This is a genomic window from Phenylobacterium sp. LjRoot219, assembly GCF_964252995.1.
Lineage (GTDB): Bacteria > Pseudomonadota > Alphaproteobacteria > Caulobacterales > Caulobacteraceae > Phenylobacterium.
Genome location: NZ_CAXUQI020000001.1, coordinates 3,455,084 through 3,479,299 on the forward strand (window position 1 = coordinate 3,455,084; position 24,216 = coordinate 3,479,299).

Consider the following 24,216-nt stretch of genomic DNA (forward strand, 5'->3'; position numbering starts at 1 on the left):
CGACGCCCTGGTTCCGCCGCAGGTGGTCTCGCGGCTCGTCCAAGCCTCGGCCGTCGCCTCACAGCACGCACTGAGCCGGGGTCATGGAGGCGAGGAACACGAACATCGACTTGAGCTCGGCCCAGGTCCAGTTCAGCGCCGGCTCTTCCGGCACGAAGTTCTCGACGAGCGAGCGGTGGATGCGCGCAGAGCGGTAGGCGAACCGCGGCGACACGGTCTCGCCGAGCACATGGCGGCGGAGCAGCACGTCCGGCTCGTTGTAGCCGACCATCGCCCGCAGCGAGGTGGTGCCCGACAGGCGCGGGTTGATCTCGAACACCTGCACCACGCCGTCGACCAGCCGGCACTGGATGTTGACCGCGCCCTTGACGCCGAGCGCCGCCGCCAGCCGCTCGCACGGCCCAGTCACCTCGGGGTAGGGCCCGATGTAGCCGTGGCTGAAGCCGGAACTGATGACCAGATCCTCCCCCAGGTCGGCCCGTCCGGTCCGGTTGGGGACGCGCAGCTTCGCGTTCAGCGCGCCGCCCAACTCGCGGCGCACGGCGATCGAATTGAGAAAGTCCCCGTCGAGATCGTGCAGCACGCCGACGGTGTACTCGTCTTCCGGCCGCCCGACGTACTCCTGCACCAGCATCGAGCGGTTGCCGAGATCCAGCAGCTCCGCCAGGTAGCGCAGCTCGCGCGGCGTCTGAGCGATGTGGCAGTCGACCGATCCGCCGCCGCCGACGGCGGGCTTCACCACCACCGGGAACCAGTCGACGCGGTCGAGGTCGTCGAGCGAGCTCAGCTCGACCGATCGCGGATGCGGGAAGCCGGCGGCGTCGAGGAACTGCGCCGTGGCCCGCTTGTCCATGCAGGTGTCGATCACCGACTTCGGATTCAGCGGCGCCAGGAAGCCGGCGCGCTCCAGCCGTTCGCGCTGGTCGCTGACGACCTTAAGCTCGGGCTCGCAACCGCTGAACACGGCGTCCACGCCGAAGGCGTACGCAACGTCGAGCAGCGCGTCGACGTAGTTGGGATCGGACGCCTTGGGCAAAGTCACCGCGTGGTCCACCCGGGCGAAGTTCGCGCAGTCGCGGCTGGAGTCCGCACCGACGATGCGGTAGCCGCCCGCCAGCCGCAGCGCCTTGAGGATCTGCTCCCCATAGCCGGCGCCGCCGATCGCGGTGACCAGCACCGAAACCGGCTCGTGATTGGCGGCCGTCAGGGCCGTATTAGACCAGTTCACCGATCACCCCCTTCTCCCGGCGGCCCAGCGATTCGAGGACGCGAGCGTGCACCGGCCCGCACCGCTCGAGGGCGGCCGCCGTCTCGGCGCGGATGTCGAACCGGATGATTCGCACCTCGCCCGTCTGGTCGTCGAGCAGGCAGCACGCCCCCAGATGGCCGACGTCGCGCGGCAAGCCGCAGCTGCCGACATTGACGAAGGTGGTGGCGCCGACCGTCTTCACGAACGGCCGGTGAGTGTTGCCCATGAAGACGAAGGCGCCGTCCAGCGACGGGTCGCCGGCGAAGCCGGTGAGGTCGGTGTCGGGATAGACGTAGCCCCACACGCGCTCGGCCGGGCTGCCGTGCACCAACACCACGCGACCGCAGCCGCGCCGCAGGTCGCGTCGATCCGGCCAGCCCTGCAGCGCGCGTCGCACGCGCGCGGGCATGGCGGCGGCGGTCTCGGCCAGGCGATACACCGGGTCGCGGTCGCTGCGGCCGCAGGCGGGGTCGAGCAGCATCGCCTCGTGGTTGCCGAGGACCGACGGCAGCCCCAGGTCGACGATCAAGGTCGCGACGTCGGCCCCCGGCAGATACCCCACCGCGTCGCCCAGGAAATAGACCTCCGCGGCGCCAAAATCGTCGAGGACCCGGCGGGCCTTCTCGAACGCCTCGAGGTTGCCGTGCGCGTCGGACAGAAGGCCAATGATCATGGTCGGAGCCTCCCCCCGCCCGTGCCGATCGAGCTTCTGTCGCAGCGAGGATGTGCAACGCAGCAATGATGCCGCTGAAGGCGTCGAAGCCCCACAACATTTGGCGCGGGCAACCGCCGCCTTGGCCCGTCCCGGCCGCTATGTTGGCCAGAACACGGTCCCGTGAAATGGTGCAGCTTTCCGCGGAGCCGTGCGCCACAGGCTGGGGCGCCCGGGAACGCCTGGATCCGCCTCCGATCAGGCGGGCGCTGGGCCCGGCGGGGCCGGCGCCGTCAGATCCTGGGGAAGTCGGTCAGTGTATGGCGGAGAGGGTGGGATTCGAACCCACGGTACCCTTGCGAGTACGCCGCATTTCGAGTGCGGTGCTTTCGACCACTCAGCCACCTCTCCGAGCCGGGTGCGGGGCCGCCTGTCGCCAGGGGCCCGCTGAGCGAGGCGCGGAACCTACTCATACGGCTCGGCCTGCGCAAGCGGTCTCAGCGCGGATAAAGGATCATCTGCGTGCAGCGGTACAGTGCGAGGGTTTTCCCGCTGTCGCGGTTGACCGCTTCGGCGTCCCAGACCTGGGTCTGGCGGCCGCCGTGGACCAGCCGCGCGACGCAGCCGACCGTCTCGCCGGCCTGGGCGCTGGCCAGGAAGTTGGACTTCAGCTCGATGGTGGTGAAGCCGCGCGCGCCGTCCGGCAGGCTGGCCATGCAGCCGTAGCCGCAGGCGGTGTCGACCAGGGCGATCACCGAGGCGGCGTGCAGGAAGCGGTTGGGGGCCATATGCCGCGGCTCGACCACCAGCCGGCCCTCGGCACGGCCGGCCTCGACCGCCTCCCAGACGAGACTGAGCTCGCCCGGCAGGGTGGGGCCTTGCAGCGCGGTGAACTGGCGGGCGCGGTCCTCGGGGCTCATGCGTGTCTCCTGGGCGAAGGCCTCGCCGTCGCCGGCTGATGTGGCGCGGCGGGCCGGCGCCGGCAAGCCGCCGCTGCGGCGGCTTGCCGCGCGGCCGGGGCGGCGCTTTAAGTGAGGCTCACCCTTCAAGGACCCGCCGATGAGCAAAGCCGTCGAACAGCTGACCGTCGAGAAGCACGGCCATGTGGCGGTGCTGACCTTCGCCCGGCCGCCGCTGAACTTCATCTCGGTCGACCTGGTGCGCGACATCGCCGACGCCCTGGAGCGGCTGGACGGCGAAGGCGATTGCCGCGCCGTGGTGCTGCAGGCCGAGGGCAAGGTGTTCTGCGCCGGCGCCGAGCTCGACAATCCGGAGGGCGTCTCCGGCATGGATTCGATCCTCAGCCTCTACAGCCAGGCGATCCGCATCTTCGCGGTCGAGACGCCGATCATCGCGGCGATCCAGGGCGCGGCGGTGGGCGCCGGCCTCGGCCTGGCGCTGACCGCCGACTTCCGGGTGGTCGCGCCGGAAGCGCGGTTCTCCGCCAACTTCGTCAAGATCGGCTTCCACCCGGGCTTCGGCCTGACCCACACCCTGCCCCGGCTGATCGGGCCGCAGCGCGCCGGCCTGATGATGCTGACCGGCCGGCGCATCAAGCCGGACGAGGCGCTGGCCTGGGGCCTGGCCGACGAGATCGTCCCCGACCACAAGCTGCGGAGCGCGGCGCTGAAACTGGCCGGGGAGATCGCCGAGGCAGGGCCGCTGGCCGTGGCGGCCACCCGCAAGACGCTGCGCGCCGGCCTGGTCGAGGCGATCCAGGCCGCCATGCGCCACGAGCACGCCCAGCAGGCGATCCTGCGCGAGACCGAGGACTTCGCCGAAGGCGTGCGCAGCGTCGCCGAGCGCCGCCCGGGCAAGTTCACCGGCCGCTGAGGCGCGGAAGCTTTGGAAACCACGAAAGGCACGAAAGACACGAAGCCGGCGCTGAGAGCGGCCATTCAACCGGAGCCGCCGGAACAGACAGACCGGCCGTGGGCCGGTCGATCAAAGGGGCTCGGCTTCGCCGGCCCGGCGCTTTCGTGTTTTCGTGTCTTTCGTGGTTCGAAAAAAACCTGGGTCCCCGCCTGCGCGGGGATGACCGGAGATCGGGCTCAGCCCTCGTCGAAGCGCTCGCCGGCGACGCGTTCGCACTCGGCGGCCAGTTCGCGCACCAGCAGCGACAGGATCACCAGCGCGCGGCCCTCGACGTCGGGGGCCTCGGCCCCGGCGTGCCAGTCGACGATCATGTCGAAGGCCAGCTCCGGGGTCATCGGGTTGCGGGCGATGATGCTGACCGTGGCGGTGCCTGGCGCGGCCGGGGTCGCCTGGGCGGTGACCGTCCAGCGCAGCTGCTCATTGGCCGGCTGCGAAGGCTCCATCCTCAGCCCTCCGTGGGCCCGGCCGCCGGCTGGGCCAGCGCCGCAGCGTCGCGGGCCAGCCGGGTGATCCGCTCCCAGTCGCCGGCGCGCACGGCGTCGGCCGGCGCGACCCAGCTGCCGCCGACGCAGACCACGTTCGGCAGCGCCAGATAGTCGGCGGCGTTCTTGGCGTTGACCCCGCCGGTCGGACAGAACTTGGCCTGGGCGAACGGACTGGCGAAGGCCTTCAGCGCCTCGACCCCGCCGGCGATGTTCGCCGGGAACAGCTTGAAGCGCTCGTAGCCGAGCGCCAGCCCGGCCATCAGCTCGGTGGCGGTGGCGATCCCCGGCAGCAGCGGACACGGCCCGCCGGCTGGCTGGTCGGGGATCAGGCCCGGGCTGACGGCGAAGGCCGCGCCGGCCTTGGCGGCCTGGTCGATCATCGCCCGGTTCAGCACCGTGCCGACGCCGACCACCGCGCCCTCGATCTCTGCGGCCATGCGCTGGATGCACTCCAGCGCCACCGGGGTGCGCATGGTGATCTCGAGCACCGACAGGCCGCCGGCCACCAGCGCCCGGCCGAGCGGCACGGCGTGGGCGACCTCGTCGATGACGAGGACCGGGACGACCGGACTACGGGTCAGGATGGCGTCGAGGTTCATAGCCGCTCCATTAGCGCGAGCTCGCGCGACGCGCCGACGATCGCCGGATAGGGGTGCAGCACGAGCGAGGTGGGGATCTGGGCGACGTAGTCGCTGAGGCGGCCCTTGTCCTCGAACCGGGCGCGGAACTGGCTGGCCGCCAGCCGGTCGGCGAAGCGCGGGGCCAGGCCGCCGGAGACAAAGATCCCGCCACGGGCGCCGAAACTCAGCGCCAGGTCGCCGGCCACCGAGCCGAGGATGGCGCAGAACCGGTCGACCGTGGCGACGGCGCGCGGCTCGCCGGCGTGGCAGGCCTCGATGACCGCCTTGTCGTCGGGGATATCGGCGTTGACGCCGTCGATGTCGGCCAGCGCCCGGTAGAGGTCGAACAGGCCCGGCCCGGAGAGCAGCCGCTCGATCGACACCCGGCCGTAAAGCGCCTTGAGCCGGCGCCAGACCTCGGTCTCCACCTCGTCCGAGGGAGCGAAGCCGGCGTGGCCGCCCTCGGTCGGGATCGCGATGTCGCCGCGCTCGCCGCGGGCCAGGCCGGCGACGCCGAAGCCGGTGCCGGCGCCCAGCACCACCATCGGCCCGTGGGCGCCGCGCAGCTCGGGCCCCAGCGGCCGCAGGTCGTCGGGCTCCAGCTGCGAACAGGCCAGCGCCTGGGCGGCGAAGTCGTTGATCAGCTTCACCGCCTCGAACTCGAAGTGCGCCAGCAGGTCGCCCTCGGAGATCTGCCACTCGAGGTTGGTGAACTCGATCTCGCCGTCGACCACCGGCCCGGCGACGGCGATCACCGCCCGCGCCGGCCGCCGCTTGCCGGCGGTCTGCTCGAGGTATTCCCCCATCACGTCCGCCAGGCTGGCGTAGTCGCGCGCCGGGAAGCTGCGCGGGTGGCGGATGTGGCCTTGGCTGTCGACCAGGGCGAAGCGGGCGTTGGTGCCGCCGACGTCGCCGACCAGACCTTCGAAGTGCGGTTTCAAATCAGGCGGCCTCGAAAAGTGTGCAGGCGCCGGCGTCCGCCGGGCTCGCCACCCGACGCATCCAGCCGAAGAGCTCGCGGCCGTAGCCGAAACCGGACGGCTTGGCCACCGCCGGCGCGCGCTGGGCGAGTTCGCGCGGATCGACCTGGATCTCCAGCCGACCGGCCTCGGCGTCGAGCCGGATGATGTCGCCGTTGCGGACGTAGGCCAGCGGCCCGCCGCAGGCGGCCTCCGGCGTCACGTGGATCGCCGCCGGCACCTTGCCGCTGGCGCCGCTCATCCGCCCGTCGGTGACCAGCGCCACCTTGAAGCCCTTGTCGAGCAGCACGCCGAGCGTCGGGGTCAGCGAGTGCAGCTCGGGCATGCCGTTGGCCTGCGGCCCCTGGAAGCGGACCACGGCGATGAAGTCGCGGTTGAGCTCGCCGCGGGCGTGCGCCGCCAGCAGCTCGTCCTGGTCGTCGAACACCAGCGCCGGGGCCTCGACGGTCAGGTGCTGCGGCTTGACCGCCGAGGTCTTGATCACCGCCCGGCCGAGCGCGCCGGTGAGCAGGCGGATGCCGCCCTCGGCCTGGAACGGGTCGTCGACCGGCCGCAGGATGTCGCGGTCGAGCGAGGCGGCCGCGCCGTCGCGCCAGACCAGCTCGCCGCCGTCGAGGAACGGCTCCTGCTGAAAGCGGCGCAGGCCGCGGCCGGCGACGGTGACGACGTCGTTGTGGGCGAGGCCGGCGTCGAGCAGCTGGCGCACGACGTAGGCCATGCCGCCGGCCGCATGGAAGGCGTTCACGTCCTCCGAGCCGTTCGGATAGACCCGCGCGATCAGCGGCGTGATCCGGCTGAGGTCGTCGAAGTCCTCCCAGGTCAGCAGCACGCCGGCGGCCCGGGCCATGGCGATCAGGTGCAGGGTGTGGTTGGTCGAGCCGCCGGTGGCCAGCAGGCCGGCCAGGGCGTTGACGATGCTCTTGGCGTCCACCACCGCCGAGAACGGGATGTAGTCGTTGCCGCCGTCGCGGATGGCGATCGCCCGCTTCGGGGCCTGCGCCACCAGGGCGTCGCGCAGCGGCGTGTTCGGCGACACAAATGCGGAGCCGGGGAGATGAAGGCCGACCATCTCCATCATCATCTGGTTGGAGTTGGCGGTGCCGTAGAAGGTGCAGGTGCCCGGCCCGTGGTAGGACTTCATCTCCGAGTCCAGCAGCTGCTCGCGGGTCGCCTTGCCCTCGGCGTAGAGGGCGCGGGTGCGGGCCTTCTCGGCGTTGGAGATGCCCGAGCTCATCGGCCCGCCGGGCACGAAGATCGTCGGCAGGTGGCCGAAGGCGGCCGCGCCGATGAACAGCCCGGGCACGATCTTGTCGCAGATGCCGAGCATCAGGGCCGCGTCGAAGGCGTCGTGGGTCAGCGCCACCGCGGTCGACATCGCGATCACGTCGCGGCTGAACAGCGACAGCTCCATGCCGGGGCGGCCCTGGGTGACGCCGTCGCACATCGCCGGCACGCCGCCGGCGTACTGGGCGGTGGCGCCGGCTTCGCGCGCGGCGCGGCGGATGATAGGCGGGAACCGCTCCAGCGGCTGGTGGGCCGAGAGCATGTCGTTATAGGCCGAGACGATGGCGACGTTGGGCGCGGTCGGGTCGCGCATCCGCATCTTGGCCGCATCGTCCTCGGCGGCGAAGGCGTGGGCCCAGTTGGCGCAGGACAGCTTCGCCCGTCCGGGCCCGGAGTGCCGGGCGGCCTGCATGCGCGCCAGATACTCGCTGCGCGTCGCGCGGCTGCGCTCGACGATACGCTCGGTGACTTCGGCCGTGACCGGATGCATTCAGTTACCCTCGTGAGCCGGAGACCACAGAACCCTGACGTGTGCGCGCGATTGCGTGATTAACGCCCGCACCGGCAGGTCGGCGCCGGCCTCGGCGCGCGCGACCACCTCACGCTTCGTGTCGCCGGCGATCAACAGGAAGATGGCGCGCGCCTGCAACAGCGCCGCGAAGGTCAGGCTGATGCGCGCCAGCGGCGGGCTGCCGAGCCCTTCCGGCACGGAAACGGTCAGTTGCGCGCTCGCCGGGTCCATCGCCGCGGCGAGGCCAGGATCGCCGGGAATCAGCGAGGCGATGTGGCCGTCCTCGCCCATGCCCAGCATGACCGCGTCGAACGGCATGATCGCCCGCAGCGCGGCCGGATCCGGCGGCGGCCACAACGGCAGGAAGTGCGCCTTGGCCGCTTCGCCGACCAGCAGCCGCTCGCGCACCGCCCGGGCGTTCGAGGCCGCATCGTCGGGGCCCACGCAGCGCTCGTCGGAGAGGGTCACCACCACCCGGCTCCAGTCGATCCCCGGCTGCTGGCGCAGCCGGTCGAACACCGGGCCCGGCGAGCGTCCGCCGGTGGCCACCAATCCGGCGCGGCCGTGGGTCTTGAGCGCCTCGGCCAGCTGCCGGCCGATCCCGAAGGCGGCGGCGTCCGCGGCGGCCGCGGTCGGAGAAAAGGTCTCGATCATCTGGGCCTCAAAACGCCGGCTTGGCGACCATCAGCCAGATGATCGCGATCACGCCTCCGAACGCAGGAAAGCCGAAGGCGAACCAAAGTCGGAATAATCGATGATAGGCCGCGCCCAACGGCGCGCCCGTCGTCGCCGCTTCCCGGGCGAGATCGCGGAACCTGAGCTGCATCCACACCACCGGCAGCCAGAACGCCCCAACCATCACATAGAGCGCGAGCGCGGCCGCGACCCAGCCGCTGAAGAGCGGATAGCCCGCCATGTGGGCGAGCGCGCCGCCGGTGACCGGCTGGACCGCGACCGCCGTCGCCGTGAACAGGGTGTCGGCGATCACCACCACCCCGGAGGTGTGGGCGATCACCCGCGGATCTTGCGTGCGGTGCGCCATCAGCATGAAGAAGGCGATGCCCGCTCCCGTGCCCAGCAGCACGGCGGCGCCGACGATGTGCAGCGCCTTCAGCGCCAGGAACAGGCTCATCGTTCGTCCATCATGGCGAGCGCGGCGAGCGCGAGGATGGCGGCGGGAACGCTCTTCACCAGCGGCCCCAGCGGATCGGCCCAGAGGCCCGGCAGCCAGATCGTCGCCGCGCCCAAATAGGCCAAGGTGACGGCGATCATGGCGCGTAGCGCCAGGGGCGCGGTGCGGCGAAACAGGATCAGGGCGGCGAGGCTAAGGTCGACGAGACTGCCCGCGAGAACGAAGATCTGCGCCACCCAGGGGGAGAAGCCGGCGGATGTCAGGAGCGCCGCCGCCTGAGGCTGCTCCGCAAGCCCGACCAGCCCCGAGATCGCCCAGAACGCCGCCAGGCCGGCGAGCGCCAGGGGTTTCAGGAAATAGAGCCGCGCGAACCAGCGCTCCTGCACGCCGGAGGGCGCTGCGGCCAGAGTCTGCGCCAACGAGCGCGGTCGAAACTGCAGGATGCGCTCCGCGTCGTCGGCGCGACCAATCACGCCGGCGGCCAGTTGCCCAAGCGCGGCCGAACGGAGCGGGCTGCGCCAGCCGAAGAGCGCCAGGACGTCCGCCGCCTTGGCGGCAGTAATGCCGAGCCAGCCGGGCAGTCGCACGACCGGCCGCGCAGGCAACCCCAGCCAGCCGCGCAGGCCGTGCAGCACGTCGGCCAGGGTCGTCTCTTCAGCCGCCACGAGATCGACGATGGCGCGCCCCTCGGCAGGAATTTGCAGCGCACGCGAGACGGCTTCCGCCACGTCATCAACGGCGACCGTCTGCACGCGCGCGTCGGCATGCAGGGCCGGGATCGCGCCCGGGAAAGCCGCCAGGCCGCGCAGCAGGGCGCTGCCGCCATAGGCCGCGGGCGCAAGCACCAGCCCAGGCCGCAGGATGACCCATTCGAGGTCGCTGGCGCGCAGCGCCTCGTCCGCCTGCGTCTTGGTCTGGCCGAAACGGCCTTGGCCGCGCTCGACGCCGGCCGCAGAGATCTGCACGAACCGCCGCACGCCGGCGGCCGAGCAAGCCGCCACAAGCGTCGCAAGCCCGTCGACGTGGACCGCCTGAAGATTGTCCCTGGGACTGTCCTGCAAGGCGCCGGCGCAGTTCACAACGGCGGAGACGCCGTCGAGCAGCTGCCGCCATTCCGCCGCCGAAGTCCGACCGAGGTCGACCCTCGCCCACTGCGCCAGTGGAAACCGACGCTTCGCCGCCGAGACGTCGCGCCCGACCGCGATCACCTCGTGCCCCTCGCCGCTCAGCCGAGCGGTGACGTAGCCACCGACAAGGCCATAGGCGCCGACGATCAGGACGCGCATCGCGCGAGGCTACCGCCGCGGGGCGTGGGTCAGGCGTAGGAGGTTGGCGGCGCCGGGCGAGCCCATCGGCACCCCGGCCAGCACCATCACCCGGTCGCCGGGCTGCGCCAGGCCGATCTTCAGAGCCATTTCGCCGGCCAGCTTGGGCATGTCCTCGGGATCGCGGATGTCCGGCACGACGCGCGGCTCGACGCCCCAGGCGAGCGCCAGGCGGCGCGCGGTGGCCAGGTTCGGGGTCAGCGCCAGGGTCGGCGTCAGCGGCCGCTCGCGCGACAACCGCAGCGCCGTCTGGCCGGTGGCGGTGAAGGCGGCGACGCAGGCGGTGTGGGCGATGTCGGCGGCCTGGGTGGCGGCGGCGACCAGGGCGTCGGCGTCCTCGACCCCGTGCTCGGCGGCCATCAGTTCGGGCCAGCGCGGGTCCCGCTCCACCCGGGAGATGATGCGGTCCATGATCGACACCGCCTCGAACGGATACTGGCCGGCCGCGGTCTCGGCCGAGAGCATCAGGGCGTCGGCGCCTTCATAGACCGCGCCGGCGACGTCGGAGGCCTCGGCGCGGGTCGGCGCCGGCGAGGTGATCATCGATTCCAGCATCTGGGTGGCGACGATGATCGGGATCCCGCGGTTGCGCGCCGCGCGGATCAGCTCCTTCTGCACCACCGGCACCTCTTCCGGCGCGAGCTCCACGCCGAGGTCGCCGCGGGCCACCATCACCGCCTCGGAGAGGTCGAGGATCTCGTCGAGCACCTCGAGCGCCGCGGGCTTCTCGATCTTGGCCAGCACCCCGGCGCGACCTTGCACCAGCTGGCGCAGCTCGGCCATGTCGGCGGCGCGCTGGACGAACGACAGCGCCACCCAGTCGACGCCCTGGTTCAGCGCAAAGGCCAGGTCCTTGCGGTCCTTGTCGGTCAGCGCCGGGATCGGGATGGCGTTGCCGGGAAGGTTCAGCCCCTTGTGGTTGGAGAGCTTCTCGCCGGCCTCGACCACGGTGTCGGCGAAGTCCGGACCGTGCCCGGTGACCCGCAGGCGGACCTTGCCGTCGTCGAGCAGGATCAGCGAGCCGTCGCGCAGGGCGGCGAACACCTCCGGGTGGGGCACGCCGACGCGGGTCGCGTCGCCGGGCTCGCGGCCGAGGTCGATGCGGAACGCCTGGCCGGCGTGCAGCTCGGCGACGCCGTCCTTGAACTTCCCGAGGCGGAGCTTCGGTCCCTGCAGGTCGGCGAGCACGGCGAGCGGCCGACCCAGCGCGGCCTCGGCCTCGCGCACCGCCTTGATGCTGTGGGCGTGATCCTCATGCGCGCCGTGGCTGAAATTCACGCGGAATACGTCGGCCCCGGCGGCGGCCAGTTCGCGAACCTGCTCTGGCGCCCGGCTGGCGGGACCGATGGTTGCCACAATGCGGGCGCGGCGGGCGCGGATCATCCGGGCGTTCGTCCGTTTCTAGAGTTGGCGGCGATGGTGCTGGCGAGCGCAAGCGATCGCACAGCCTCGGAGCCAAGCATAGCCAATGAACGTTTAACGGCGCGTCAGCGGAAACGTGGGGGACGCTGCATCATGTTTCAAACCGGCGAAAGGTCATCCGTGCAGCAGACGCTCGACCTCTTCCCCATCGGCAACTGCACCGCCAGCGCCCTGATCGACCGGCAAGGCCGGTTCGTCTGGGCCTGCGTGCCGCGGCTCGACGGCGATCCCTTCTTCTCCGCCCTGCTCGCCGGCGGCGACCCGGCCAACGCCGACGCCCAGGGCCTGTGGGACGTCGTCGTCGAGGACGCCGTGCGCACCGACCAGACCTACATGCGCAACACCCCGGTGCTGCGCACCGTGGTCACCACCCGCAGCGGCGCGTCGGTGGAGATCATCGATTTCTCCCCGCGGTTCCGCCACCACGGCCGCCTCTACCGGCCGCTGGCCTTCATCCGTCAGGTGCGGGCGCTGGCCGGCACGCCGCGCGTCACCATCCGCCTGCGGCCGACCGACGACTACGGCGCACACCCCTGCGGCCGGACGGTCGGGTCCAACCACATCCGCTACGTCACCCGCGAGACGACGCTGCGGCTGACCACCAACGCACCGGTCAGCCACATCCACGCCGAGCGCACCTTCCGGCTGGAAAAGCCGATCTGGATGTTCCTCGGCCCCGACGAGAGCTTCGACGGCGACGTCGCCCACACCTGCGAGCGGTTCCTGTCGCAGACGCTAGAGACCTGGCGCACCTGGGTGCGCACGCTGTCGGTGCCGCTGGAATGGCAGGAGGCGGTGATCCGCGCGGCCATCACCCTGAAGCTGTGCGCCTACGAGGAGACCGGGGCGATCGTCGCGGCGCTGACCACCTCGATCCCCGAGCACCCGGCCGCGGATGGCCAGGCGCGCAACTGGGACTACCGCTACTGCTGGCTCCGCGACGCCTACTACGTGGTCCAGGCGCTGAACCGCCTGGGCGCGGCGGACATGCTGGAGAACTACCTGGTCTACCTGCGCAACCTGGTGGACCAGGCCTGCCACGGCTGCACCCAGCCGCAGCCGGAACAGCCGGCCGGTACGATCGAGACCTCGCCGCCCTCGGCGCCGTCCATACCCTTGACCGCCGGCCACGTGCAGCCGGTCTACGGCGTCGGCCTGGAGCCGGTGCTGACCGAATGGATCGCGCCGCACCTGCCCGGCTATCGCGGCATGGGGCCGGTGCGAGTCGGCAACCAGGCGCACGAGCACCACCAGCACGACGTCTACGGCCAGATCGTGCTGTCGACGGTGCAAGCCTTCTTCGACCAGCGGCTGCTGCGCCCGGCGACCACCGACGACTTCCGGGCGCTGGAGCCGATCGGCGAGCGGGCCTACGAAATGCACGACAAGCCCGACGCCAGCCTGTGGGAGTTCCGCGGCCGCGAGGCGGTGCACACCTATTCTTCGGTGATGTGCTGGGCGGCCTGCGACCGGCTGGCCAACGCCGCGGTCAAGCTCGGCCTGACGGAGCGTGCCGCCTACTGGTCCGATCGCGCGGCCAAGGTGCGCGCGACGATCGAGTCGCGCGCCTGGAACGAGAAGCTCGGCCGCTATGCGGCGACGTTCGAAGGCGACGAGCTGGACGCCTCGCTGCTGCAACTGGTCGACGTGCGGTTCTGCGAGCCGGACAACCCGCGCATGCTGGCCACCATGCGCGCCGTCGAGGAGGGGCTGCGGCGCGGCACCTTCATGCTGCGCTATGCGATCCCGGACGACTTCGGCATGCCGGAGACCGCCTTCAACTTCTGCACCTTCTGGCTGATCGAGGCGCTGCACCTCTCCGGCCGGACCGAGGAGGCGCGCGCCCTGTTCGAGGAGATGCTCGAACGGCGCACCGCCGCCGGCCTGCTGTCGGAGGACATTTCGTTCACCGGCGACGAGCTGTGGGGCAACTATCCGCAGACCTACTCCCTGGTCGGGCTGATCAACTGCGCCACCCTGCTGTCGAAGCCATGGTCGAGCGTGCGGTGAATCCTTCGTCCCTTCTTCGTCATCCCGGCCGCAGCGAAGCGGAGAGCCGGGACCCAGGGGGTCCTGCAGTGAAGGCGGCCCCTGGGTCCCGGATCGGCCCTCGCGGGCCTCCGGGATGACGATGGGGATATGCGCGGGAACCCTCTCGCCGGTCGCCGCGTCCCCTTGCGCATGACCGAGCATCCCCACGATTCGCCCGAGGCGCTGCGCGCGGCGCTGGCGGCGGCCGACGCGCTGATCAACCGGCTGGAAGAGCTAATCGCCGACCACCTGTCGAAGAAGGACGACCTCGACGAGAAGGAGGCCTTCTATCAGCTGGTCGAGGCGCTGGAGACCGCACCGGAGGTGACCAAGGTGCGCCTGGCCCTGGGCGACGACCCGCATCGCTTCGGCGACCCGACCCCGGTCGCCGCCGGCGACAGCACCGGCTGAGCGCCCGAGCGCGCGCGGCCTGACGCCGATGGCGGAAAACGCGCCGCGCGGCGCGTTTTTCCCGGCCGTGCGCCTTGAACCGCAGCGGCTGGACCGCCACCGTTGATCAAGCGTCAGCGTAGGAGACCGGATGCCGCACGAAGACACCCTGATCGTGACTCTGGCGGCCGGCTTCGTCCTGGCCTTCATCTTCGGCATGCTGGCGCTGCGCTTCAAGCTGTCGCCGCTGGTCGGCTACCTGTTGGCCGGCGTGGTGGTGGGGCCGTTCACCCCCGGCTACGTCGCCGACGCCAGCCTCGCCAGCCAGCTCGCCGAGGTCGGGGTCATCCTGTTGATGTTCGGGGTGGGGCTGCACTTCTCGGTCAGCGACCTGCTGAAGGTGCGCAAGATCGCCGTCCCCGGCGCCCTGGTGCAGATCACCGCGGCGACCCTGCTGGGCTGGGGCGTCGGCCTGCTGATGGGCCAGAGCCATGCGGAAGCCGCGCTGATGGGCTTCTCGCTGTCGGTGGCCTCGACCGTGGTGCTGCTGCGCGCGCTCGAGGAGCGCAAGGCGGTGAAGACCGAGACCGGCCGCATCGCCGTCGGCTGGCTGGTGGTCGAAGACCTGGTGATGGTCGTCGCCCTGGTGCTGATCCCGCTCCTGGCCGGCGCCGGGGCCAAGCTCGAGCCGCTGCAGGCGGCGATCAAGATCGGCGGCACCCTGCTGTCGGTGACGCTGTTCATCACCATCATGCTGGTGGTCGGCGCCCGCGCCCTGCCGTGGCTCCTGGTGCGCATCGCCCACACCCGCTCGCGCGAGCTGTTCACCCTGGGCGTGCTGGCGATCGCCCTGGGCATCGCCTACCTGGCCTATGCGGTGTTCGGCGCCTCGTTCGCCCTGGGCGCCTTCATCGCCGGGGTGGTGCTCAATGGCACGCCGCTCGGGCACAACGCCGCCGAACGCTCGCTGCCGTTGCGCGACGCCTTCGCCGTCCTGTTCTTCGTCTCGGTCGGCATGCTGTTCGACCCGCGGGTGCTGGTCGACGCGCCGCTGGCGGTGGCCGCGGTGCTGGCGATCATCATCCTCGGCAAGGCGTTGGCGGCGCTGGCCATCACCACAGTGTTCCGGCTGCAGAAGCGCTCCAGCCTGCTGATCGCCGCCAGCCTGGCGCAGATCGGCGAGTTTTCCTTCATCCTGGCCGGCGTCGGGGTGAAGCTGGAGGTGATGAGCCGGGCGACCCACGACCTGATCCTGGCCGCCGCCCTGCTGTCGATCGTGCTCAACCCCTTCGTCTTCAAGCTGGCGGAGAAGCTGGCGCCGCCGACCCCGACGCCGACCCCCGCCTAGTCACCCACCAACCGCTCACCCCGGCGAAGGCCGGGGCCCAGGTGAAACCCACCAAGCGCTCAGGCTGAATCTGGATGCCGGCCTTCGCCGGCACGAGCGGCGAGTGGGATCAGTCGAGGCCCAGCGCGCGCGACGTCGCGAAGATGATCAGGCCGACCAGGCCGCCGACCAGGGTGCCGTTGATGCGGATGTACTGCAGGTCCTTGCCGACCTGCAGCTCCAGTTTGTCGACGACGTTCTTGGCGTCCCAGCCGGCCACGACCTGCGCGACGAAGCGGCCGATCTCCTGACGGCGTGGCGCGATCACCCCGGTGGCCAGGCTGCGCCCCAGGGTGTTGAGCCGCGTCTGGGCGGCCGCGTCGTTGGACAGCCAGGCGCCGACGCCAAGGATCGCGCGCTGCAGTTGCTCGGCCAGGCCATGCCGATCGGCGGCGAGTTCAGCGCCGAGGCGCGCCTCCATCCCGGCCCACAGCTCGCCGGCCTGGGACTGCAGCCGCGGATCGGCGAGCAGCCGCAGCTTGAACGCCTCCACCTGCGCCTGCAGCTCCGGATCCTCCCGCAGCCGCACGATCAGCCGCATGACCGCGTCGCGCAGCTCCTCCCGCCAGGGATGCGCCGGGTCGCGCATCTCCTCGACGGTCTTGACCAGCCCCTCGCTGATCCGGTCGGCGAGCATCCGGTCGACCCATTTCGGCAGCCACTTCGGCGCCTGTTCGACGACCCGGTCGCGGATCGCATCCGGGTGGCTCGCCATGTAACCGCCGAGCAACTCCACGGCCCGGTCGAACAGCACCTGCGCCCGGCCCTCGCTCCACAGGCCGCTGAGGATCCCGGCGGCGAGCGGGGCGGCGGGCGTGGCGCGGGCCGCCGCCATGGCCGCGGAGCCGGCCAGTTCGCCGACCGCGCCCGGCGGCGCCGAGCGCAGGATCTCCGGCGCCAGATGGGCGACGCGGGTGGCCAGCCGCCGCGCGTTGCGCGGATTGCTGAGCCAGTCGCCGCCCCAGCCGGCGAGCTCGAGCTGCTTGAGCTTGTCCTCCAGCACCGCCTCGGTGAGGAAGTTGTCGGCGATGAAGCCGCCAAGCGCCTGGCCGATCCGGTCCTTGTTGCGCGGGATGATGCCGGTGTGCGGGATCGGCAACCCGAACGGATGGCGGAACAGCGCGGTCACCGCGAACCAGTCGGCGCAGGCGCCGACCATGCCGGCCTCGGCGAACGCGCGCACATAGCCGAGCGCCAGGGCGTGCTGCGGCCAGTGGGCGCGCGCCAGGCTGGCGAGGACGAAGACGACCGCCATCAGGGCGAGAAGCCCCGTGGCGATCATCCGCATCCGGGCCAGATCCCGGGCGCGCAGCGCGTCGGCCGACAGGCCGGCGGATCCGCTCATGCGTCGTCAGACCTCCGCAGTCGGCTCCTTGGCCGGCTCCTTGGCCGCCGGCGTCACGTCGCGCGCTTCCGCCTCACGACGCCGGGCCATCGCCGCCGAGACATTATCCGCCGCCTTGCGGATGGTCTCGCTCACACGATCATCCCATTCGGCCAAGCTGCGGCTGAACGCGGAATCCGGCCCAAGGTTCTCGGTGAGCTTCCGACCGACAGAGCTGAGCTCGTCCTGCAGCCGGCGCGCGACGCCTTCGAAATCGGCCGCGCCGCCGCTGCGCTCGCCCAGCTGCGCCCGCACCGCCTGGGCGATGTAGCCCGATCGGGTCGCCCCGCTGGCGGTGGCGGCGGCGTCCAGCCGCCTGAGCAGCTGTTCGCCGAGCGAGATGTTCACCCGGACCGGCGTGTCCTCGACCTCGACGTCGACGAGCATCGGGAACTCCGGCGGCTGCGCCTGGGCCAGTTCGATCGGCGTGGCCGCGGGCCATTCGTCGCCGGCGTCGGCGGCGGCCTGCAGCTCAGCGCGCAGCGCCGCGCGAGCATTGGCGAGCAGTTCGGCCGGGTCGGCCGCCGACACCGCGCACTTGGGCAGGTCGGGGAAACGCGCGTGGTAGCCGGCAACTTTGTCGCCGCGGACCAGCGCGACGTAGACGATGGAGTGCATGAGGCGCCCTTTCGTAATTCCAGCCTCATAAGTGTGTAGTTTTGCGCAAAAACAAGCGCTGCCTTGAGCGATCTCCTCAGACGCCCCCCGGCAGCGCCAGCCGCCGGGTCACGCCGATCGCCTCCAGGAAGGCCTCGTCGTGGCTGACCACCAGCAGCGCCCCGTCGTAGGCCCGCAGGCCCGCTTCGACCGCCTCGATGGAGTCGAGGTCGAGGTGGTTGGTCGGCTCGTCGAGGATCAGCAGCGGCGGCGGCGCGGCCGCCCCCAGCACGCAGGCCAGCCCGGCGCGCAGCAGCTGGCCGCCGCTGAGGCTGGCGACCTGTTGCAAGGCCGCGTCGGCGCGGAACATGAAGCGCGCCAGCGCCGCGCGGCAGGCGTTCTCCCCGGCCCCGGGATCGAGCCTGAGGAAATTGTCGCGGATCGAGCCGGCCGGATCGAGCAGGCTGACCCGCTGATCGAGCAGGGCGAAGGCGGTCAGCGGCCGCACCTGACCGGACCACGGCTGCAGCGTTCCGGCGACCAGGGCCAGCAAGGTGGTCTTGCCCGCCCCGTTCGGCCCGACCACCGCCACCCGTTCGGGGCCGACCAGGCTGAACGACAGGTCTTCGAGGATCGGCCGGCCCGGCGCATAGCCGGCGGTCACCCGCTCCAGCTTCAGCACCTCCTTGCCGGCCGCCAGCCCGGTCGGCGCCAGGGCGACGGTCATCGGCTGCAGCACCTCGATCCGCTCCCGGGCGGCGGACGCGCTGGCCAGCGCCTGCTCGCGCCGGCGATCGGCGAGCCGGCTCTGCTCGGCGCCGGAGTTCTCGGCGCGCTCCTTCATCATCCCCAGCACAATTTTCGGCGCGTCGCCCTTGGCCGCCTTGCGCCGGCCCGCGCCGTCCCGGCGCGCTTTGCGTTCGGCCTGCGCCTGGGCGGTCCGGGCCAGTTCGTCGAGCCGCCTTTCGGCGTGGGCTAGGTCGCCCTGGACCGCGGCCAGCTCGATCGCCTTGCGCTCGCGATAGCCGCTCCACCCGCCGCCGTAACGGGCGGCGCCGCGCGACGTCAGCTCGAAGATGGCGTCCATCGTCTCCAGCAACGCGCGGTCGTGGCTGACCACCAGGGCCCCGGCGCGCCAATCGGCGAGCAGCTCGGTCACCGCCGCGCGGCCGTCGGCGTCGAGGTTGTTGGTCGGCTCGTCGAGGATCAGGAAGTCGGGCTCGGCGAACACCAGGGCGGCGAGGCCCGCGCGGGTGCGCTGGCCGCCGGACAGGGCGGCGAGCCGCGTGGCCGGCTCGGCGTCGAGGCCCAGCCGCGCCAGCGCCTCGGCCATGCGCGCCTCCAGCGTCCAGTCGGCGGCGGCGAGGTCGTCCTCGGTCGCCTGGCCGGCCTCGGCGCGGGCCAGCACGGCCAGCGGCTCGACGACGCCGAACAGGTCGGCGACGGTCTGGTCGGGATCGACCTGCACCGTCTGGCGCAGCACCGCCAGCCGGCCCTGGACCGCGACGCCGCCAGCCTGCGGCTGCAGCGTTCCGGCGACGAGCTTGAGCAGGGTGGTCTTGCCGACCCCGTTGCGGCCGACCAGCCCGGCGCGCTCAGGCCCGAAGCTCAGGTCGAGATTGGAGAACAAGGGCCTTCCGTCCGGCGTGGACCAGGCAAGATTCGTAACAGTGATGGCGGCAGGCATGGACACAACTTCCCCGATGGCAGAGCGAGACGGCTTTGCGGTCGGGGCGGGATCACATGGGTCTGACGGTCCTGGCTGTTGCGCGCCTTAACTAGGCAGCCGGGCCGTCGGCCGCAAGGGCGCCTAAGCGGCGGCGATCTCGAACACTCGCCAGGATTGACGCCGTAACGCAGCAACGGCTCGCGCTCGGCCAGACGTCGTGACCCGCGGTCCGCAGCAAGGGCGGGCGGCGCGCCATGGCGTCAGGGGCCAGGACTGCCGCGGTGGACAAGAAGATCAGTCGCCGCCTCAGACCGCGCTTGCCTCTATTGGCAATAGTTGTTTCCGCCGGAGCACACCGTTGAAACAAACGCAATACAAGCGTTGCCGGTCTTCGAAATATCAGGTTACATCGGTCGCTCAGAGAACAGGGGTCGAGATTCTCGCAACGTAGAATTGCGGTGGCTCGGCGATACGGGGAGTAAACGGAAATGAATTCACGCAAGAGCGTGAAGTCCGCACTGCTGTGCGGCACGGTGCTGGCCGCCACTGCGACCGCCTTTGGCGCCCAGGCGCAGCAAGCCGCCCGGCCGGCCCCTGCGCCCGGCCAGAACGTCATTCAGGAAGTCGTCGTCACCGCCCAGCGCCGCAACGAGCGCCTGGAAGACGTGCCGATGTCGATCACCGCGATCACGCCGCAGGACATCGCCAAGTCCGGCGTCACCAGCATCCACGAGCTGAGCCGCGTCACGCCGGGTGCGCAGATCAACCTCGCAGGCGCCTTCACTCAGCCGTCGATCCGCGGGGTCACGACGCTGACCAACGGCACCAACGTCGAGAACAACGTCGCGATCTATATCGACGGCTTCTACAATCCGAACTCCAACGACATCAACATGGACCTGGCGAACCTCTCCGGGGTCCAGGTGCTGAAGGGCCCGCAAGGCACGCTGTACGGCCGGAACGCCACCGGCGGCGCGATCCTGATCACCACGCTTGAGCCGTCGTCGGTCTGGACCGGCAAGATCGAAGGCACCTACGCTCGGTTTAACGACCGGCGGCTGAGCGGCTACGTCTCCGGCCCGATCAGCGAGCAGATGCGGTTCTCGCTGGCCGGCTACACCCGCGACAGCGACGGCTACATCAAGAAGGCCGATCCGGCGAACCCGGGCCAGACCAAGGGCGACGCCGCGCCGATCGACCAGCGCTCGGTGCGCTTCAAGCTGCAAGGCGACATCACCGACGACCTGCAGGCGACGCTCGGCCTGAACTACAACACGATGAACGACACCCGGGGCATCCTGTTCTCGGGCTTCGAACACGTGCCGCCGACCATTCCGCTCGCCGTGCGGGCGCCGGGCTTCGGCACCGCCGCCTTCAACGGCGTCAACCGCAACCTGGTCATCACCCAGGAAGGCACCCTGACGGTTCGCTGGAACAGCGATATCGGGACGCTGACCTCCTACACCGGCTTCGCGCACCGCAAGAACAAGAGCGCCTTCGACCCCGACGGCACCTTCGCGAACAACGTGATCAGCTGGATCTCGCTGCCGCAGGACACCTTCCAGCAGGCGATCGACTTCAACTACACCGGGATCGAGAACCTCGATCTGGTCGTTGGCGGAATGTACTTCCACGACAACATCAAGTCTAACCCCGGCGTTACCGTCCTGATCCCGCCGGCGCCGGCCGCGAGCACCAACAACTTCTTCTCGCAGCACACCGAGGCCTTGGCCTTCTACGTCGACGGCACCTACAACTTCAACGAAAAGTGGAGCCTGACCCTCGGCGGACGCTACAGCTACGACGACAAGAAGTTCGTCTTCCTGCCGATCAACCTGGCCGGCAATATCATCGTGGCGCCGCCGAACCCGCAGGTCGGGCCGATCCCGCCCTTCACCGTCGACACCCGCTTCCAGGACATCTCGCGCAAGTTCACGCCGCGCGCGGTCCTGCGCTACTCGATCGACGAGCGGACCAACGTCTACGCTTCCTATTCGAAGGGCTTCCGCAGCGGCGCCTTCAACGCCTCCGGCGCGACCGATCCGCGGCTGATCACGCCGACGGAGCCGGAGACGATCACCGCCTACGAAGTTGGCTTCAAGATGGCCCGCTCGAAGGTGCGCTTCGACATGGCGGCCTTCTACTACGACTACAAGAACCTGAACGTCTCGCTGACCGTGCCGAACCCGTTCTGCACCAATCCGAGCCAGTGCAGCATCACCACCCTGTTCGCCAATGCGCCGAAGGCCGAGATCTACGGCCTCGACGGGCAGGCGGTCTTCACGCCGATCGAGAACCTGAACGTCCGGATCGGCGCGGCGTATCTGCACGCCCGCTACGGCAACTTCCCGGGCGCCAGCGGCACCGGCGTGAACCCGGCCACCAACCTGAACGTCAGCCCGCAGATCCAGGACTGGTCGGACAAGCAGATGGCCCGCGCGCCGAACTTCTCCGGCAACATCGGCGTGGACTACACGATCGAAGACGTGTTCGGCGGCTCGCTGGATCTGGCCGGCAACTACAACTACACGGACAGCTACGTGGTGAACAACGCGTCGCTGTACGGACCGCTGTTCCTGCCGGCCAACCCCGGCGTGGCCGGCGCTCAGCGCTTCCGCCAGGGGGCTTACTCGCTGGTCAGCATCCAGGCCACCTGGACCGACCCGACCGAGCACTACTGGGTCACCGCCTTCTGCAACAACCTGTTCGATAAGACCTACCGCATGGTCTACAGCGGCAGCGTCAGCGCCGGCGACTACAGCACGCCGGCCGAGCCGCAGGTCTACGGCGTCAAGGTCGGCTACAAGTTCTAAGCGGCGCAAGCCGTCCGCCTATCGGCGGCGGGAGGGGCGATCCCCCTCCCGCCGCTTTTCTTTTGTCCACATTGCGCAAATCCGGCCGGTTGGCCGAAATCAGCACGGTTGCCGCGCCCGCCGCTCTCTGTCGAACTGACGGCAAGTAAGTGCGTGGGAGGAAGATCTGGTGACCCGAGCTTCGGAGCTCATGGACCGTGCGCGGTCCGCGACCGAACTGAACGACTTCGGCGAAGACACCTTCCGCGAAGGCCTGGAGATCCTGGTCGCCTCGGCCGACGGCGAGGCGCGGTTCAACGAGGTCGGCCGGGCGTCCTTCGACGCCCAGATCGTCAGCTTCCTGTCCTTCCGGCTGCAGGTCGAGGACTGGTACGCCCGCCACCCGGAGATCGACGAGCAGGAGATTGTCGCCCCGCTGATCGGGCTGGGCCTGCCGCGCACCGGTTCGACGGCGCTCGGCTGCCTGCTGGCGGAAGACCCGAACGTGCGCTTCATCCGCAACTGGGAGGCCATGGCCCCCTGCCCGCCGCCGGAGCTGGCGACCGAGGCGACCGATCCGCGGATCGCCATGGCCGAGGCGGCCATGGCCCGGCGCGACCAGCTGTTCCCGCGGATGCGGATCATGCTGCCGTCGACCGCCACCGGCCCGACCGAGTGCCAGACCTTCATGGGCTACGACTTCAAGTCGCAGCTGTTCCAGGCCTTCGCCCACATCCCGACCTACGTCGACTGGCTGAACCACCAGGCCGATCTGGTCCCGACCTACCGCTACGTGAAGCGCATCCTGAAGCTGCTGCAGTGGCGGCGGCCGCCGACCCGCTGGCGGCTGAAGAACCCCTCGCACTCGATGTTCATCACCGCTCTGGACGAGGTGTTCCCGGACGCCCGCTACTGGATGACCCACCGCGACATCGGCAGCGTCATCCCCTCGGTGTGCGACGTCTACAACGAGCTGTCGAAGGCCTATTCCGACGAGGTCGACAAGCCGTACCTGGCGCAGCAGAACATCGCCTGGACCGAGCTCGGCCTGCAGCGGGTGATGGCCTTCCGCGACGCCGGCGCCGACCACCGCTTCTTCGACATCCACTTCGCGCCGTTCCAGAAGGACCCGTTCCCGGCGCTCGAGCAGCTTTACGCCTTCCTCGGCGAGGAGCTGACGTCGGAGACCCGGACCCGGATGCAGGCCTGGCGCGAAAGCATGCCGCGCGAGAAGCACGGCTCTCACACCTACGACCCGGCCGCCTACGGCATCGACCTCGCCGCCCTGCGCGAACGGTTCCGCTTCTACTCGGACCGCTTCGGCGTCGCCGTCGCCGCCTGACGCCCTGACCGAACACACGGAGACGCTCGATGACCCTCTCGCTGGATCAGTTGCGTAACGGGCTTTCGCTGGAGAAGGACCTCGTCTTCGCGACGAAGCCCGAAAACCCGGAGATGCGCGAGAGCACCTCGATCTGGATGTTCGACGAGGAGGGCCGGTTCGGCTTCCCGCGCATGGGCATCGAGGCCGAGGCCTCGTCGTGGGAGGACCGGCTGTTCCAGGCCAACTTCGCCTTCGCCGACGGCCGGATCCTGAACGGCGCCGGGCGCGGTCCAGTCCCCTCGCCGATCGGCCCGGACGGTCGGCCGACGGTCCTCGGCGCCGGCGCCATCCGCTTCGAGTGCCTCGAGCCGTTCCGCCGCTGGAAGATGAGCTTCGACGGCCCGGCGCTGGACAGCCACGTCGACAACCAGATCGCCAACACCGTCGACGCCACCCGCCGCACCCAGGTGAAGCTCGAGGCCGAGATGGTCATGGAGACCCCGGCCTGGATCCAGGAAACCGGCGAGGGCGACGGCAGCGCCGAGGCCGAATACATGGGTCTCGGTTTCCGCTTCGAGCACCTCTACCGCTGCGAGGGCGTGTTCACCGTCGACGGCGAGGCGCGCCCCTTCAAGGGCACGGGCCTGCGCATCAAGCGCCAGAGCATCCGCCGGCTGGAAGGCTTCTACGGCCACTGCTGGCAGTCGGCGCTGTTCCCCGACGGCCGCGCCTTCGGCTTCATCACCTATCCGCCGAAGGAGGACGGCTCGCAGTACAACGAGGGCTACGTCTTCCAGGACGGCAAGATGTATCCCGCCCAGGTGGTGCAGGCCCCCTGGCTGCGCCGCATCGTCGGCGCTGGCGACGACGTCTCCTGCGAGCTGGAAAGCGAGCTCGGCCGCACCCGCATCGAGGGCGTGACCACGCTGGCGACCTTCCGGATCGCCAACCCCGACCTGCCCGGCCTCAATCTGCAGCAGAGCGGCGTGCGCTACACCTGGGACGGCCAGACGGCCTACGGGATGATCGAACGCTCGTCGCTGCAGAACCTGACGACCATCGGCTGAGATCACAATTCCGCGGGCCTAAACTTCGGAATTGATAAGG

The 24,216-nt window shown here is 70.4% G+C and carries 21 protein-coding genes and 1 tRNA gene; 7 read left to right on the forward strand and 15 right to left on the reverse strand.

The features are described 5' to 3' along the window. Nucleotides 1–58 precede the first annotated feature (58 nt). The 4 genes from ACSQ14_RS16910 to ACSQ14_RS16925 all read right to left on the reverse strand — a co-directional run bounded on the left by ACSQ14_RS16910 (nt 59) and on the right by ACSQ14_RS16925 (nt 2,821). Complete coding sequence (locus ACSQ14_RS16910) at nt 59–1,228, reverse strand: ATP-grasp domain-containing protein (protein WP_436014857.1); 1,170 nt, start codon at nt 1,226–1,228, stop codon at nt 59–61. Continuing rightward, nucleotides 1,215–1,922, reverse strand: a complete 708-nt coding sequence (locus ACSQ14_RS16915) for a metallophosphoesterase family protein (protein WP_436014859.1) — start codon at nt 1,920–1,922, stop codon at nt 1,215–1,217. Before ACSQ14_RS16915 ends, ACSQ14_RS16910 begins: the two co-directional genes overlap by 14 nt. A gap of 300 nt (nt 1,923–2,222) precedes the next feature. Further along, a tRNA-Ser gene (locus tag ACSQ14_RS16920) sits at nt 2,223–2,312 on the reverse strand. An 86-nt stretch (nt 2,313–2,398) separates the two neighbouring features. Then, complete coding sequence (locus ACSQ14_RS16925) at nt 2,399–2,821, reverse strand: PaaI family thioesterase (protein ID WP_436014861.1); 423 nt, start codon at nt 2,819–2,821, stop codon at nt 2,399–2,401. Between the two features lie 139 nt (nt 2,822–2,960). Between ACSQ14_RS16925 and ACSQ14_RS16930 the strand changes: the two genes are divergently transcribed. Beyond that, entirely contained in the window at nt 2,961–3,734 is a 774-nt protein-coding gene (locus tag ACSQ14_RS16930; RefSeq protein ID WP_436014863.1) for an enoyl-CoA hydratase/isomerase family protein, read from the forward strand. Nucleotides 3,735–3,952: 218 nt separating this feature from the next. Here ACSQ14_RS16930 and ACSQ14_RS16935 read toward each other — a convergent pair whose 3' ends face one another. Genes ACSQ14_RS16935 through pyk form a run of 8 tightly spaced genes read right to left on the reverse strand, consistent with a single transcriptional unit; the run spans nt 3,953 to nt 11,496 of the window. After that, entirely contained in the window at nt 3,953–4,219 is a 267-nt protein-coding gene (locus ACSQ14_RS16935) for a hypothetical protein (RefSeq protein WP_436014865.1), read from the reverse strand. Nucleotides 4,220–4,221: 2 nt separating this feature from the next. Beyond that, complete coding sequence (eda, locus tag ACSQ14_RS16940) at nt 4,222–4,860, reverse strand: bifunctional 4-hydroxy-2-oxoglutarate aldolase/2-dehydro-3-deoxy-phosphogluconate aldolase (protein WP_436014867.1); 639 nt, start codon at nt 4,858–4,860, stop codon at nt 4,222–4,224. Then, complete coding sequence (gene glk, locus ACSQ14_RS16945) at nt 4,857–5,822, reverse strand: glucokinase (RefSeq protein WP_436014869.1); 966 nt, start codon at nt 5,820–5,822, stop codon at nt 4,857–4,859. The genes eda and glk overlap by 4 nt, the downstream gene beginning before the upstream one ends. Before the next feature lies 1 nt (nt 5,823). Then, complete coding sequence (gene edd, locus ACSQ14_RS16950; protein WP_436014871.1) at nt 5,824–7,635, reverse strand: phosphogluconate dehydratase; 1,812 nt, start codon at nt 7,633–7,635, stop codon at nt 5,824–5,826. Then, the gene (gene pgl, locus ACSQ14_RS16955; RefSeq protein ID WP_436014873.1) at nt 7,636–8,310 is read right to left on the reverse strand and encodes a 6-phosphogluconolactonase; all 675 of its coding nucleotides are present in this window, start codon (nt 8,308–8,310) and stop codon (nt 7,636–7,638) included. A gap of 7 nt (nt 8,311–8,317) precedes the next feature. After that, complete coding sequence (locus tag ACSQ14_RS16960; RefSeq protein ID WP_436014875.1) at nt 8,318–8,788, reverse strand: DUF2269 family protein; 471 nt, start codon at nt 8,786–8,788, stop codon at nt 8,318–8,320. After that, nucleotides 8,785–10,074 carry an SDR family oxidoreductase gene (locus tag ACSQ14_RS16965; RefSeq protein WP_436014877.1) on the reverse strand — a complete coding sequence of 430 codons (1,290 nt, stop codon included), beginning with the start codon at nt 10,072–10,074 and terminating at the stop codon, nt 8,785–8,787. The genes ACSQ14_RS16960 and ACSQ14_RS16965 overlap by 4 nt, the downstream gene beginning before the upstream one ends. Before the next feature lie 9 nt (nt 10,075–10,083). Then, entirely contained in the window at nt 10,084–11,496 is a 1,413-nt protein-coding gene (gene pyk / locus ACSQ14_RS16970) for a pyruvate kinase (RefSeq protein WP_436014879.1), read from the reverse strand. 159 nt (nt 11,497–11,655) lie between these two features. On the opposite strand from pyk, the gene ACSQ14_RS16975 reads away from it, so the two are divergent. From ACSQ14_RS16975 to ACSQ14_RS16985, 3 genes are all read left to right on the forward strand, one after another. Beyond that, on the forward strand, nt 11,656–13,545 hold the full coding sequence (locus ACSQ14_RS16975; RefSeq protein WP_436014881.1) for a glycoside hydrolase family 15 protein: 1,890 nt from the start codon (nt 11,656–11,658) through the stop codon (nt 13,543–13,545). A gap of 171 nt (nt 13,546–13,716) precedes the next feature. Then, nucleotides 13,717–13,977 carry a hypothetical protein gene (locus ACSQ14_RS16980; RefSeq protein ID WP_436014883.1) on the forward strand — a complete coding sequence of 87 codons (261 nt, stop codon included), beginning with the start codon at nt 13,717–13,719 and terminating at the stop codon, nt 13,975–13,977. A gap of 130 nt (nt 13,978–14,107) precedes the next feature. Continuing rightward, nucleotides 14,108–15,304: a cation:proton antiporter domain-containing protein gene (locus ACSQ14_RS16985; protein ID WP_436014885.1), complete on the forward strand. Its 1,197-nt coding sequence runs from the start codon at nt 14,108–14,110 to the stop codon at nt 15,302–15,304. 109 nt (nt 15,305–15,413) lie between these two features. Here ACSQ14_RS16985 and ACSQ14_RS16990 read toward each other — a convergent pair whose 3' ends face one another. The 3 genes from ACSQ14_RS16990 to ACSQ14_RS17000 all read right to left on the reverse strand — a co-directional run bounded on the left by ACSQ14_RS16990 (nt 15,414) and on the right by ACSQ14_RS17000 (nt 18,954). Then, entirely contained in the window at nt 15,414–16,688 is a 1,275-nt protein-coding gene (locus ACSQ14_RS16990) for a DUF445 domain-containing protein (protein WP_436014887.1), read from the reverse strand. Between the two features lie 6 nt (nt 16,689–16,694). Then, nucleotides 16,695–17,345, reverse strand: a complete 651-nt coding sequence (locus ACSQ14_RS16995; protein WP_436014889.1) for a type II toxin-antitoxin system HicB family antitoxin — start codon at nt 17,343–17,345, stop codon at nt 16,695–16,697. Between the two features lie 76 nt (nt 17,346–17,421). Then, nucleotides 17,422–18,954, reverse strand: a complete 1,533-nt coding sequence (locus ACSQ14_RS17000; RefSeq protein ID WP_436014891.1) for an ABC-F family ATP-binding cassette domain-containing protein — start codon at nt 18,952–18,954, stop codon at nt 17,422–17,424. A 527-nt stretch (nt 18,955–19,481) separates the two neighbouring features. Between ACSQ14_RS17000 and ACSQ14_RS17005 the strand changes: the two genes are divergently transcribed. The 3 genes from ACSQ14_RS17005 to ACSQ14_RS17015 all read left to right on the forward strand — a co-directional run bounded on the left by ACSQ14_RS17005 (nt 19,482) and on the right by ACSQ14_RS17015 (nt 24,176). Further along, nucleotides 19,482–21,806 (forward strand): TonB-dependent receptor, encoded by a 2,325-nt coding sequence (locus ACSQ14_RS17005; RefSeq protein WP_436014893.1) that lies wholly within the window; start codon nt 19,482–19,484, stop codon nt 21,804–21,806. Between the two features lie 169 nt (nt 21,807–21,975). After that, nucleotides 21,976–23,127 (forward strand): sulfotransferase family protein, encoded by a 1,152-nt coding sequence (locus ACSQ14_RS17010; RefSeq protein ID WP_436014895.1) that lies wholly within the window; start codon nt 21,976–21,978, stop codon nt 23,125–23,127. A 29-nt stretch (nt 23,128–23,156) separates the two neighbouring features. Beyond that, nucleotides 23,157–24,176 carry a DUF7064 domain-containing protein gene (locus tag ACSQ14_RS17015; protein WP_436014897.1) on the forward strand — a complete coding sequence of 340 codons (1,020 nt, stop codon included), beginning with the start codon at nt 23,157–23,159 and terminating at the stop codon, nt 24,174–24,176. Nucleotides 24,177–24,216: the final 40 nt, after the last annotated feature.

Bases quoted from the DNA above. Each gene is read 5' to 3' on its own strand.
- ACSQ14_RS16980 (WP_436014883.1), top strand. From the start codon at position 13,717: ATGACCGAGCATCCCCACGATTCGCCCGAGGCGCTGCGCGCGGCGCTG.
- eda (WP_436014867.1), bottom strand. From the start codon at position 4,860: ATGAACCTCGACGCCATCCTGACCCGTAGTCCGGTCGTCCCGGTCCTC.
- ACSQ14_RS16935 (WP_436014865.1), bottom strand. From the start codon at position 4,219: ATGGAGCCTTCGCAGCCGGCCAATGAGCAGCTGCGCTGGACGGTCACC.
- ACSQ14_RS16985 (WP_436014885.1), top strand. From the start codon at position 14,108: ATGCCGCACGAAGACACCCTGATCGTGACTCTGGCGGCCGGCTTCGTC.
- pgl (WP_436014873.1), bottom strand. From the start codon at position 8,310: ATGATCGAGACCTTTTCTCCGACCGCGGCCGCCGCGGACGCCGCCGCC.
- ACSQ14_RS17005 (WP_436014893.1), top strand. From the start codon at position 19,482: ATGAATTCACGCAAGAGCGTGAAGTCCGCACTGCTGTGCGGCACGGTG.
- ACSQ14_RS16965 (WP_436014877.1), bottom strand. From the start codon at position 10,074: ATGCGCGTCCTGATCGTCGGCGCCTATGGCCTTGTCGGTGGCTACGTC.
- ACSQ14_RS16995 (WP_436014889.1), bottom strand. From the start codon at position 17,345: ATGCACTCCATCGTCTACGTCGCGCTGGTCCGCGGCGACAAAGTTGCC.
- ACSQ14_RS16925 (WP_436014861.1), bottom strand. From the start codon at position 2,821: ATGAGCCCCGAGGACCGCGCCCGCCAGTTCACCGCGCTGCAAGGCCCC.
- pyk (WP_436014879.1), bottom strand. From the start codon at position 11,496: ATGATCCGCGCCCGCCGCGCCCGCATTGTGGCAACCATCGGTCCCGCC.
- ACSQ14_RS16915 (WP_436014859.1), bottom strand. From the start codon at position 1,922: ATGATCATTGGCCTTCTGTCCGACGCGCACGGCAACCTCGAGGCGTTC.
- ACSQ14_RS16930 (WP_436014863.1), top strand. From the start codon at position 2,961: ATGAGCAAAGCCGTCGAACAGCTGACCGTCGAGAAGCACGGCCATGTG.
- ACSQ14_RS16960 (WP_436014875.1), bottom strand. From the start codon at position 8,788: ATGAGCCTGTTCCTGGCGCTGAAGGCGCTGCACATCGTCGGCGCCGCC.
- ACSQ14_RS17015 (WP_436014897.1), top strand. From the start codon at position 23,157: ATGACCCTCTCGCTGGATCAGTTGCGTAACGGGCTTTCGCTGGAGAAG.
- ACSQ14_RS16990 (WP_436014887.1), bottom strand. From the start codon at position 16,688: ATGAGCGGATCCGCCGGCCTGTCGGCCGACGCGCTGCGCGCCCGGGAT.
- edd (WP_436014871.1), bottom strand. From the start codon at position 7,635: ATGCATCCGGTCACGGCCGAAGTCACCGAGCGTATCGTCGAGCGCAGC.